This window comes from Mangrovitalea sediminis (assembly GCF_002514725.1).
In the GTDB taxonomy this organism is placed as follows: domain Bacteria; phylum Pseudomonadota; class Gammaproteobacteria; order Pseudomonadales; family Oleiphilaceae; genus Mangrovitalea; species Mangrovitalea sediminis.
Genome location: NZ_NTLB01000003.1, coordinates 96,646 through 109,271, shown reverse-complemented (window position 1 = coordinate 109,271; position 12,626 = coordinate 96,646). Strand labels below are relative to the sequence as shown.

At 59.5% G+C, this 12,626-nt stretch carries 8 protein-coding genes and 1 riboswitch; of the genes, 5 read left to right on the top strand and 3 right to left on the bottom strand.

The window, feature by feature from the left end; all coding sequences use genetic code 11:
* Positions 1-26 precede the first annotated feature (26 nt).
* Both CLR77_RS07445 and CLR77_RS07440 read right to left on the bottom strand, forming a co-directional pair.
* Positions 27-2,978 (bottom strand): penicillin acylase family protein, encoded by a 2,952-nt coding sequence (locus CLR77_RS07445; protein WP_158227142.1) that lies wholly within the window; start codon positions 2,976-2,978, stop codon positions 27-29.
* Positions 2,979-3,103: 125 nt separating this feature from the next.
* Positions 3,104-4,114, bottom strand: a complete 1,011-nt coding sequence (locus CLR77_RS07440) for a sodium:calcium antiporter (RefSeq protein ID WP_097460009.1) — start codon at positions 4,112-4,114, stop codon at positions 3,104-3,106.
* Positions 4,115-4,194: 80 nt separating this feature from the next.
* A riboswitch (yybP-ykoY riboswitch) is annotated at positions 4,195-4,371 on the bottom strand.
* A gap of 135 nt (positions 4,372-4,506) precedes the next feature.
* On the opposite strand from CLR77_RS07440, the gene CLR77_RS07435 reads away from it, so the two are divergent.
* On the top strand, positions 4,507-4,983 hold the full coding sequence (locus CLR77_RS07435) for a CBS domain-containing protein (RefSeq protein WP_097460008.1): 477 nt from the start codon (positions 4,507-4,509) through the stop codon (positions 4,981-4,983).
* 168 nt (positions 4,984-5,151) lie between these two features.
* Positions 5,152-7,407 carry a sensor domain-containing protein gene (locus CLR77_RS07430; protein ID WP_097460007.1) on the top strand — a complete coding sequence of 752 codons (2,256 nt, stop codon included), beginning with the start codon at positions 5,152-5,154 and terminating at the stop codon, positions 7,405-7,407.
* A 4-nt stretch (positions 7,408-7,411) separates the two neighbouring features.
* Here CLR77_RS07430 and CLR77_RS07425 read toward each other — a convergent pair whose 3' ends face one another.
* Positions 7,412-8,395, bottom strand: coding sequence for an NADPH:quinone reductase (locus tag CLR77_RS07425; protein WP_097460006.1), 984 nt, complete (start codon positions 8,393-8,395; stop codon positions 7,412-7,414).
* A gap of 151 nt (positions 8,396-8,546) precedes the next feature.
* On the opposite strand from CLR77_RS07425, the gene CLR77_RS07420 reads away from it, so the two are divergent.
* From CLR77_RS07420 to CLR77_RS07410, 3 genes are all read left to right on the top strand, one after another.
* Positions 8,547-8,813, top strand: a complete 267-nt coding sequence (locus CLR77_RS07420; protein WP_097460005.1) for a flagellar biosynthesis protein FlgE — start codon at positions 8,547-8,549, stop codon at positions 8,811-8,813.
* A gap of 111 nt (positions 8,814-8,924) precedes the next feature.
* On the top strand, positions 8,925-11,207 hold the full coding sequence (locus tag CLR77_RS07415; protein WP_097460004.1) for an ATP-binding protein: 2,283 nt from the start codon (positions 8,925-8,927) through the stop codon (positions 11,205-11,207).
* Positions 11,204-12,562, top strand: coding sequence for a sigma-54-dependent transcriptional regulator (locus CLR77_RS07410; protein WP_097460003.1), 1,359 nt, complete (start codon positions 11,204-11,206; stop codon positions 12,560-12,562). The genes CLR77_RS07415 and CLR77_RS07410 overlap by 4 nt, the downstream gene beginning before the upstream one ends.
* Positions 12,563-12,626 lie beyond the last annotated feature (64 nt).

The window sequence follows — 12,626 nt, the reverse complement described above, 5'->3', positions numbered from 1 at the left end:
CGCCTGCGCCAGGACACCAGGTTCACCTATGGAGCAGGGAACCTTTTACCGTAAAACCCAAACCACGCAGGCCAGTACCAGTCGGACGAATAGGCGCCTCGTGCGACTTCGGCCAGGGTAAAGCGCAATGGATCAGCATCGTTGGTCAACCAACGCGGCAACATGGGTTCGATATAGAAGGGCGAGCCGGGTATGGCACTGGTGCCGCTCGGCCACACCGATTGCGCCTTCATGCCATGGCGATCGACACGAACCACTAAACGGTTGGTCGGCCCGCTACTGAACATAAAGCCGTTGACATCATTAGCCCGGGAGTTATGTGACGCAGCATCGACAGTACCGAAACCGCCATCGGTCGGGATACCCGGCAGGCTGGCAAACGGCGCCGGGAACACACCGAATCCATCCGGCACACTGAAGGGGGCTCCCAGCGGCGAGGCAAAGACGATGCGATGCAGGCAACCCCAACGATAATCGTCGGCATTGCCGTCACAGGCACTGAAAGCCGCCTTGAATGACGCGTCCTCGAACCGGTCCAGGGCAGCACTGATCGCACGCAGCATGGCAGCCTGGACATTGGCTGCCGGCGTTGCCGCACCTTCATTGAAAAAGGCTACGCCCGATGCCGATTGCCCACCGTTTTCCACCAAATGCCGCAGATCCACCACCACTTGCGACGAACCAGGAAGCTCGCCACCCAGGCCCATACTTTTCAGGGTCTGATCGATCGTCCGCCGGATAAACTGTGAACGCCACATGCTATAGATGGCCGTCGCACGGCTTTCCTCGATCTCCTTCGGCGAGAGGCTCCCGGCCGGATTACCGTCGACATCTTCAGAATCATAGCCCTGGGCGATGCCGGTCTTGGCCTGATAATCGTCACTCGCCCACCCCTGTAGCTGCTGCATGACCTTCTCCAGTCGCGGGTCTTGTCCCGCGGAGGCCAACGCCGGATCGACACCCTCCTGTTGGCTTTCCTGGTAGGCCTTTTCCATCAAGGGGACAAAGAATTCCGCGTCACGCAAACCGACGTCGGCCTGCAGCGCCTGCATCTCGGCAAAGGAGATCTTGCGGTCGCCGGTGGCCAGCAGGCGCCGTATTCCCTGAGTGATCCGCCCCGCCCGGAAGCCCGGCGAATAACTGTTGCTCAGGTAGAAGACGCCTCCGGTCGAGCGGAAACTGTTGAGCGGATTGTTATCCAGTGTCGTACCGACAGGGTCATTGTTGGCATTCACGAACCAGCCGTTCTTAGGATTCAGTACCTGCGGCATCTCGCTGGGCGAGTATATCTCGTAGTTCAGCACCTGATTCGGATAGGTGTGACGGCGCGGCATCCACTGATTCAGGGCCAGATCCCCCTGGCGAATAAACCAGGGCGGCAGGCCGGCTGCATGCCCCAGGGTTTCCAGATCGGTCCGAACCGGCATTTCGCCACTGGCAAAGTACGCCAGGTTGCCTTTGCGATCCGCGTAGCTCCAGTTCTGGGAGCCAAAATCGAAGAACGACAAGCCACGCTTGAAATCCGTCAGGTCACGGGACTTGTTCCAGATATAAAAGGTCTCCAGCTCACGGGTCGGCGCAAAGCCAGTGTACTGCACCGTCAACGCGGTCATGGCCGTGGTATCGAAATCGATGATGGCGCCGTTGTTCCGGGCAGGCACCGTCAGGGTCTGGGCGGGAATCGCCCCCCCGGGCGGTACCGTGACCAGCACGCCGTCCGGCTTGCCGTCACCGTTCGTATCCGCGTTAACCCGATAGGTTTCTGGCACAGGGACGATAACTCCCAATTGGTTATCCGGCAGCACGATCGCCAGGCCACTGGGAGACGTTGCATCCTGAACCACCTTATCCTGAAAAACGTCCGTCACATCCATGGGATTGGTGGTTGGCCCCCAGGCGATGTCCCGATTCCGGCCAACGATGATGAAGGGGGTGCCGGCAAAACCACTGCCCATCGCCGCGTACCCTGGCGCACGGATCTGCATGGGATAGAAGGTGCTCGGCTCGCCCAACGACAGATGTGGGTCATTGGCGATCATGGGATCGCCCGACAGGGACACTTTGCCGCTGACGCCCCACTCGTTCGATCCCAGAGCCGTGCGGTCGTGTTTGATAATACGGGCCAGCACCGGCGACTGCCGAGCCCGCTGAAGATAGCGTTTCCCCAGTTTGGCGGCCTCATTCAGCGCCTGCAGACGACCGGCATTCAACGAAGAAGATACCATCGCGACCCGGTGATGGCCGTGCCCCAGCGGGCCACTGCCCCCACTATCCGGCACGGTACTCGCCGGATCGAATGGTTGGCTGCGGAAGAGGTCATCGAAGAACAGCGCCTGCCCGGCCTGCGCACCCAGGACCTGGGCATAAGCCTGCAAGCGGATGCTGTTATCGATATCGCCGAGATCGAATGAAAGGCCAAACGCAATCAGCTTGCCGACAACGATGCTGTCCAGCGGCGTCCAGGGTTCAAACTGCGTTAAACCGAGCGCACCGTATTCCGGCGGCAGTTGGGACAGTTGCGACACATAGGCATTGACCCCATCGGAATAAGCCTTGAGCGCGGCGACAGCCCCCGCGGCATCCCTGTCGCCCTTCGCCGCAGCGGCTTGCAACGCGCTCCAGGTGCGTTCTGCGGAACGTCGCAATCCGATCGTTCGGATTTGCACATCCCCGGCCAGAGCCCCCTTGCCCAGCAGCTCCGCGAGCGTCCCACTGGCCTGGCGCCGGTTGGTATCCATCTGGAACAGGCGATCTTCCGCATGAACCCACCCCTGCATAAAGAACATATCGTGTTCGTTAAGGGCAGACACATGGGCGATACCATCGACATCGCGGGTCACATTAACCGGCGCCCACAACCCGGCAATGGCCGGACTTGCAAAAGCCTGAGGGATAACAGCGACGGCGATGAAGAACAGGAAACAACATGAAAGACGTGAGGATTTGACGGCAGATAGCCGGCCATCGTGGCAGCGCATGGAACTCTCCTTGTTGTTTTTATGTAAGAGAATAAAATCGATCATTCCTTGATCAATTTACTCCGCCTTCCCCCCTAAAACCAGCGTGAAAGGCGGCACAGGTTTCCCGATAGCGGCCTTTTCCCTTATCGCGTCAGCGTAATGGCGAGATAGCCGATGTAGAAAACGCCGCTGAACAACAGACTCCACACCGGAATGCCCTGCCCCCGCATCCAGAATCGAATCCAGCCGGCTGCAAACAACGTCACCAGAATACCGGTCAACACTTCCACCCTGGGCTGCCAGGGGGTCAGCATGATGCCGATGGCAGGCAGCAAGGTTCCCTGAAACACCATGGCACCCGTGATGTTGCCGAACGCCATCGTATCCCGCCCCTTACGAATCCAGAGAATACTGTTGACCTTTTCCGGCAGCTCGGTGGCGATGGGAATGATGAGCAGCGACAGCAGCAGGGGTGAGATATGCAGGATATGCGATACTCCTTCGACACCATCGATGAAACCCTTGGCGCCAAACACCAGCAAGGCGAGCCCCGCCGCGAGCTGGATAAGGATAGTAAAGCCATTGGTACGCAGGCCCAACCGGGACAGATACATGGGCTCTTCAGCTTCAGTGCCATGTCCGTCCATCACCAGTTTGCCAGAAGCCTTGAGCGTCAACAGGATATAAACGAAATAGGTCAGCACCAGGGCGAGGCTGAGCGTCGCCCGCAGATAACGGCTTTCCGGTGGGATGTACATGGCAACTGCCGCTAACAGGAAAGCAAACAAAAAGAAATGGAGATCCCGCTTCAGGCCTGTCGCTTCCGCATGAACCCAACCGCCAAGTTTGCGGCGACGAAGAACCGCCAGTGCCATTAATGCTGTCGACAAGGTGGACAGCATCAGCGGCGCGCCCAGGATAGCGCCGACCCCCACTTCTTGATTGAGTTGCACATTGGCGGTTCCGGCAAGGATCGCCAACAACGGCACCATGGTCTCGGGCAACGCGGTACCAACCGCTGCAAACAATGACCCGGTAACACCTTCCGAAATACCGAGGCGTTCTCCTAAATGCTCCAGGGCATTGGTGAATAGCTCGGATGCCGCCAGGATGATCAGCAACATCGCAACCAGTTCGAGAACAAGCGTCGTCATGCGCAGACCTCCTCTCGACTAACAGGCTCGAAAGCGGGAGAGGGCGCACCAAAGGCGGATAAAGAGAATGGGAACACGGGGATACTCCATGGGGCCGGACGTTTCACCAAAGACGCACTGCCCACACCGACCCATTGCGGAGCACTGCGTCTATGGTCTCGCCAAACCAGATGGTCGAACGCGCCACGGCAAAAGCCAAGGATGTTGACGCGATCACCTCCGCAGCCGGAGGCAGGCTACTCCCCAAAGACCCCGCTACTCTATCGGGCTTTTCGGAAAAGGTCCAGTCAGGTACAGGCTCGCGTATTCCGTTGACTTACATCAAGCGCCCTCGATAGCCGCGCCGCTAACATGGTCGGACGGTGCAACCCTCACCCAAGGAGGTATCCACCATGTTAGTCAAAGACGTGATGCATAAAGGCGCATTCACCTGTCAGGCCGGGGACAGCCTGGAAGGTGTTGCCTCAACGATGTGGAACGAAGACTGTGGCGCAGTACAGGTCGTCGATGACCAGCAGGTCGTGATCGGCATTATTACCGACCGGGACATTGCCATGGCCGCAGCGCTCAAGCACCAACCCCTCTGGGAGATTTTCGTCGCCGACGTCCTGCACGACAGGCCCGTGTATACCTGCAACGCCGAGGACGACATCCATAAGGCGCTGAAGCTTATGGCCGACCATCGCATCCGGCGCATTCCGGTCGTTGACGGCGAAGGACATTCCGCTGGCATGATTTCAACCAAGGACCTGATCGACCATATCAATACCAGGGGTGCTCACAACAAGGCGGAAGCGCTGGTTGCCAGTGAAGTTATTGCTTTGATGCATGCCGTTTGTACACCAAACGCCCTGACGGTTGCCGCCTGAGCCAGGGCTCCCGTACGGCCTGTTTGTCTGCGTCCGGCGTTGTATGGGCGGCCGGGCGCGGACTCTTTTATCTTAGACTTGGCAGATTCAACCTCTTGCGTTCACTGATCTATACTGGAGACTCAGGTCCTCGTCCAACGATGGTTTGCCAAGGCAACTACAAAAGCAATGAACGAGATAACTGCATCTTCAGGACATGCTGCCGCGCCTTTCGACGACAGCCTCTATCGTCAGACCCTGACGACGGCCGTCGGCGCTCTTGCCTGGGTCGACGATCAGGGCCGAGTCCTGGAGGCCAATCAAAGCCTTGCGGAATGGCTTGAAAGCAAAACCCACCTCGTGGCGGGGAAAATCGTCGGCGACCTTTTACCCGGTCTGACCGCGGATCGCTGGCGGGACATCTGGGTTTCCACCGCCGGCAACAAAGTACGAACGCTCCGCGACAAGCTGTTATTGCCGAGTGAAACCACCTGCCCGGTCGAACTTACCCTGCAGCGAATGCATTCCGGCAACCGGGAAATTGGCGTATTACGCGTCAGGAACATCCTGGCACAACGCCAGACCGAAGATATCCAGCATCTGCAATACGAGGTGCTCGAAGCCGTTGCCTCGGGCCACCCACTGCATACGGTTCTGGACATGATGTGCCGGCGCGTGGAATCTCTGGCGCCCGACGTCATCTGCACCGTGCTCCTGGTCGATTCAGAAGGCCGGGTTCACCCCTGCGCAGCACCAAGCATGCCCCCCATTTTCAGCCAGTCTATCGACGGAGAGCCCATAGGTCCCAAGGCCGGCTCCTGTGGAACGGCAGCCTATCGCGGGGAGCCCGTCGAAGTCACCGATATTGCCAACGATCCGCTCTGGGAGGAATACAAGGCCCTGGCCCTTCCTCTGGGGCTGGCCGCCTGCTGGTCGACACCGATCAAGGCCGCTAATGGGCGAGTCATGGGCACTTTTGCGCTCTACTATCGGGAAGTTCGCAGCGCCAGTTTTTTCCATCGACAGATGGTGAACGCCTGCGTTCACCTGTGCAGCCTTGCCATCGAACACCAGGAAGCGGAGGCGGAGATCCACCGGCTCGCCTTCTATGACACACTGACAGGCCTCCCCAACCGCACCTTGCTGTCCGATCGTGGACGGCAAGCGATCACCCGTGCACAGGCCCGCGGGCGCTCTGTCGCCCTAATGTTTATCGACCTCGACCGCTTCAAGACCGTCAACGACTCGCTCGGCCACAGTGTTGGCGACCGCTTGCTACAAGCGGTGGCTGAGCGGCTAAAAAACCTCGTCCATGAAACCGACACCCTGTGCCGGCTGAGCAGCGACGAATTCGCATTGCTGACCCTCAACTGCAATGCCGATTCCGCCAGTCTTCTGGCAGAGAAAATGCTGGATGCCCTGACCCACCCGGTCACCATTGATGACGTTGACCTTTGCGTTACAGCCGGCATCGGCATCAGCATTTTTCCGGACGACGGCAAGGACTTCGATACCCTGCTGAAAAACGCCGATATGGCCATGCACCAGGCAAAACTGGCCGGGCGCAACGCCATGCGTTTTTACCAACCACAGATGAACGAAGCGGCCAACCGCAGGTTGTCGCTGGAAGCGGCATTGCGCCAGGCGATCAGCGCCGGTGAGCTAAGCGTTTACTATCAGCCGCAGATCGATCTGGAGCATAACGCGCTATACGGTGTCGAAGCCCTGGTTCGGTGGCAACATGCTGAATGGGGAATGATCTCGCCAGCTGCGTTCATTCCACTGGCCGAGGATTGCGGCCTGATCGGCGACATCGACCGATTCGTCCTGGATCAGGCCTGCGCGCAACTTGCCACCTGGCAGCGTAGTGGGTGGCCGGTACCGACAGTGTCCGTCAACCTGTCTGCAGACGACTTCCGTCGCGGAGACATTACCCAACGGGTCACTGATACGTTGACCCGGCACGGTCTGGCAGCGAACTGCCTGACGATCGAGATTACAGAAAGCCTTATGCTGAACACCGCTTCCCCGACCCTGGAACAACTGCAGACGCTCAGAGCCAGTGGGGTTGGACTGGCAGTCGATGACTTCGGCACAGGCTATTCCAGCCTGTCCTACCTGAAACGCTTCCCTGTCAATATTCTGAAGCTGGACCAAAGCTTTGTCCGCGACCTCGGCATCGATTCCGATGACCGGGAGTTAGCCAGGGCCATCATTGGTATCGGCCAGGCACTCCAGCTGCGCGTGGTCGCCGAGGGCGTAGAGACCGCCGAGCAATTGCGCATCCTGACCGATCAGGGCTGCAAAGTCGTGCAGGGCTACTTCTACAGCCGCCCTCAGAGCGCCAACGATCTGGAATCCTGGTTCAGTGCCGGAGGCAGCGCCTTTGCACAGCGACAACCTCCGACCAATGACGAAGAAAGCCGGGAAGGCATGACAACCTAGTCCGTTAGCTATCCGGCAGCAGTATCGTTGCTCCAGTCGTCTGCCTGCTTTCGATGGCCTGCTGGGCTTTGCCCGCCTCTGCCAGGGGCAGTCGCTGATTGATCTCGACCCGGATCTTGCCCTGTTGCATCAGATCGAACAATTCAGCCGCAGATGACAGCAACTCCTCCCGTTTCGCCACATAATCCTTCAGTGAAGGACGCGTGACGTAGAGCGAGCCTTTCGCCGCCAGTACCCCCAGGTTAACGCCGGTCACCGGCCCCGAGGCGTTGCCGAAGCTGACCATCAGCCCCCGCGTCTGCAGGCAATCCAGAGAGGCTTCCCAGGTTGCCTGACCGACAGAGTCATAGACGACCGGACACTTCTGGCCGTTGGTCAATGCCAAAACCCGGTCCACAATGGACTCGGTCGAATAATTGATTGTCTCCCAGGCACCCAGCTCCTTGGCTTTGCGGGCCTTCTCATCACTCCCGGCCGTACCGATCAACTGCACCCCCAGCGCCTTGGCCCACTGACACGCGATCAGACCGACACCGCCGGCTGCCGCGTGGAACAGAATCGTCTGCCCCGGCTTCAACGCGTACAGCCGCCGGAACAGGTACTGTACCGTCAGGCCTTTCAGCATCACGGCAGCGGCTTCATCGAAGCCAATGGCCTCTGGCAAGGGGACCAATACCGATTCGGGTATAACATGCACGTCCGCATAGGCACCCAGCGGCGCGTTGGCATAAGCCACGCGATCACCCGGTTTGAACTCGGTAACCGCCTCGCCGACAGCCTCGACGACACCGGCCCCTTCAGCGCCCAACCCGGTGGGAAAGGATGGCGCCGGGTAAAGCCCGGTGCGGAAATAGATATCGATAAAGTTCACGCCGACAGCGTGGTTCCTGACTCGCACATCATGGGGCCCGAGTTCGCCCGGCACGATGTCGACGTATTCCAGGACTTCGATGCCGCCGTTCTTCTGGATTCGAATACCTTTACTCATGCGTGGCCTCCAACAATGATCCTGTGTCGGCAACAATTATCACCGACGCTTACAAAAAACCGACAGTCGGCGCTTTTGTCCCAACGTACAATGGGAAAATAGTCTTAATTCACCAACCCGACTATAGCCTGTCGGCACAGAGGGTGGCGCGATGATCAATTCTGTAATCAACACGGGTTTGCAGGGCCTGCAACACAGTATTCAGGGTGCCAACAAGGCAGCCACCAATATCGCCCAGGCCGGTGAAACCAATCGGACGGATGATGCTGGCAATGTCGATACCAACCGCTCCGACGACAAGAGCCTGACATCCTCGCTGGTAGACCTCAAACTGTACAGCCAATCCGCCAAGGCCAATGCCAAGGTCATCGAGGCTGGCAGTCATCAGCTTGGCACCCTGCTGAACATTAAAGCCTGATCACGCGGCAACAGCAGCGAACCCCCTATCCGGTCCGGGCATTCACACCGAACGCCCGGCTTCGCGTTCTGCTAGACTGACGGCGACTCTCCACCGACGTTCCTTCAGTCAATGACCCTAAAGTTCCTGCTACCATCGCATCTTCTCAAAGGCGTTGCCACGGCCCTTTCCCTGCGCCGGCGAACCATTGTGACCGCCCTCGTCGCGCTGGCGATATTGCTGTCCGGTGTCCTCTGGGTCACCGCTCGGGTAACGGAGGCTTCGTCACTCGAACAACTGCTCAGTCGCGGCAATCAGGATCTACGCCTGTACATCGCCAATATTCGCCGCGAATTGGATCGCTACGAGTACCTGCCTAAACTGCTGGTCGCCGACTACCGCGTCAAGGCCTTGCTGTCGAAGCCCTGGAACGTCCAGGACCGCGTCGACCTCAACCGTTACCTGGCGTTTGTCGCCGAATCCTCCGGAGCCTCCGACATCTACCTGATGGACGCCAAGGGCGTTACTTTGGCCGCCAGCAACTGGAACCAGTCGGATAGTTTCATCGGTGACAACTACAGCTTCCGTCCCTACTTCCAGCAAGCCATCGCAGGTCACCTGGGCCACTATTTTGCCCTGGGCATGTCCTCCGGCCAGCGCGGCTATTACTTTGCCTATCCCGTGCGCGACAATGGCAGGATCCTCGGCGCCATTGCTGTCAAGGTGTCGCTGGCTTCGCTGGAGAAGGAACGCGGTGGCGCTCATTACGAATTCGTCGTGACCGACCCTGACGGGGTGATATTTCTCTCGACGCGACCGGAGTGGCGCTACCAGACCCTATCCCCCCTGACCGCCGACGTGCGCCACCGTATCGAAGCCAGCCGCCGTTACCTGCAATATCCCCTTAATCCGCTGCCCATCGTGCGCAGCGTTCCTTTCAGCCAGGATGCCAGGCTGCTGGCGCTGGAAGGCAAGGGTAGCCGCCAGACCTACCTGTTGCGCGGCCTGAATATGCCGCAAGCCAATTGGCGCGTTTATATACTGCTCAATGTCGCGCCTGTTGCCGCTGACGTCTTCCACGCAGAAGTGTTGGCGGCCTTCGTCGTCGGTGTTCTGATCCTCGGATCGCTGATTCTGTTGCAGCGCCGCGCTCGGCTGGACGAACGGGTACGATACGAACACGCCGCCATGGAAGCCGCCGAAGCCAGTGAATCCCGCATTCGCGCCATTATCGACAGCACCCGGGCCGGCCTGGTAACCCTGGATGGCAAGGGCACCATCGAGTCGTTCAATCCCACCGCGGAAATCCTGTTCGGCCGCCCCGCCAATACGGTGACCGGCCATTCGCTGGCTGGATTGCTCTCACCGGCGTCATTCGAACGCTTCACTATCATGCTGCACGATGCTGGCCGGCATACACCCCCCCCCTTGGAGGAACTGACCGGCCAGCGGCAGGACGGCCAGACCTTCCCCCTGGAAACCTCGGTCAATCGCATGCCCAGCACCGAGGGCATGCACTATATCGTCACCCTGCACGATATTACCGAGCGGAAGGAGCATGAGGCTGCGCTGCAGCAGGCTTACGACCAGTTGGAACACCGTGTGGCCGAACGAACCAGCGACCTGGTCGACACCAACCGTCGCCTGACCCGTGAAATCGAGGAACACCGGCGGACCGAGGCGGAATTACGCCAAACCCGCAACGAGCTGATCCAGGCCGCCAAGCTCGCCGCCATCGGTCAGCTCTCGGCCGGCATCAACCATGAGCTGAATCAGCCGCTGACCGCCATTCGTTTTTATGCGGGCAATGCCAAAGCCTTTCTCGAGAAGGCCCGGTTACAGGATGTTCATGACAACCTGATTCATATCGACGGTCTGACCGAGCGCATGGGGCGCATCATCACCCAGCTCAAACTGTTTGCACGCAAAAGCTCGGGAACGCCGGTTCCCGTCTCCATGACAGCCGTGGTCGACGGCGCCCTGACGCTGCTGGCACCGCGCCTGCAGCGGGACGGCGTGGTGGTCGACCGCCACCTGCCGGACGGCGATCAGTTGTGCATGGGTGACATGGTGCGGTTGGAACAGGTCCTGGTAAACCTGCTGAGCAACGCCCTGCAGGCGATGGAGGATCAGGAAAGCCCCCATCTCGAGATTGATATTCGCCGCACAGGCAACCGTATCCGTACCGCCGTGCGCGACCGTGGGCCAGGTATCGCCGACGACGACCTGGCACAGATCTTCGACCCGTTCTTCACCACGAAAGAAGCTGGCGAAGGGCTTGGTCTGGGACTGTCGATATCGATGAGAATCATCGAGGAACTGGGTGGCACAATGCATGCTAACAACCACGAAGAAGGAGGAGCTGTCTTCATCATTGAGCTCCCTGCCGCGTCGACCCCAGGAGACTCAGAATGACCATGCCGAATCAAGTGATATTCATCGATGATGAAGCCCATATCCGCATGGCCGCCAGCCAGACCCTGGAACTCGCGGACATCTCGGTGGCCTGCTTCGAAAATGCGGAGGCCGCCTTGCAAAAGCTGCCGGCGGATTTCCCCGGCGTCGTGGTCTGCGACATCAAGATGCCTCGCATGAACGGTCTCGCCTTTCTGGAGAAGGCGCTGTCGCTGGACCGCGATCTCCCCATCATCCTGGTGACCGGCCACGGGGATATTGCTATGGCGGTGGGAGCGATGCGCGAAGGGGCCTATGACTTCCTGGAAAAGCCCTATTCCCCGGACACGTTGACCGAGGTTGTACGCCGCGCTCTGGACAAACGCCGGCTGACCCTGGAAAACCGCACCTTACGCCAGGAGCTGGAAGCGCAGAGCGTTCCTGGCCCACGGATCATCGGACGCACACCCGCCATGCAGCGGCTGCGCCTGCTGATCCGCCAGGTCGCCGACACCGCTGCCGATGTCCTGATCCTGGGTGAAACCGGTACAGGCAAAGAGCTGGTCGCCCGCTCGCTACACGAGTACAGCCGCCGCCGTAACGGCAACTTTGTCGCGGTTAATTGTGGCGCCGTTCCCGAGCAGCTGATTGAGAGCGAGCTGTTCGGCCATGAGGCCGGCGCCTTCACCGGCGCCCGCAGCAAACGCATCGGCAAGCTGGAGCACTCGAGTGGCGGCACCCTCTTTCTTGACGAAATTGAAAGCATGCCGTTACCGCTGCAGGTCCGGATGCTGCGGTCGCTGCAGGAGCGCAACGTCGAACGACTGGGTTCCAACCAACCAATTGCCATCGATCTGCGGGTAGTTGCGGCCACCAAGGTGGATTTACGCGAAGCCGCCGATCAAGGGGAGTTCCGCGAAGACCTTTACTACCGACTCAACGTGGTTACGCTGGACATCCCCCCCCTGCGAGAGCGACGCGAGGACATCCCCCTGCTGTTCCAGCATTTTGCGCTGGTCGCCAGTGCCCGCTATGAAAAGGAAATCCCGGCGCTGTCCACGCAACAGGTACCGATACTGCTGGCGCACACCTGGCCGGGCAACGTCCGTGAATTGCGCAACCTGGCAGAACGTTACGTCTTGCTCGGCGAGAACTGCGGATACGACCTGGAACGGCTCATGCCCGGCGCCGGCAACGTCGGCGCAATGAACCTGAAAGAGCAGGTGGAACAGTTCGAGAAGAGCCTGATCGAACAGGCGCTGAACCGCTGCAGGGGCAATATCAGCGAAGCCACGGAGGCGCTTGGCATACCGCGCAAAACACTGCACGACAAGGTCCGTAAATACGGACTCGACCGCCGCCAGTTCCGTACCTGAGCCCCGCCTGAAAATGGCGGATTTCCGCCATAGGTAACACCACCTATGTGCGCATATCCGCCAT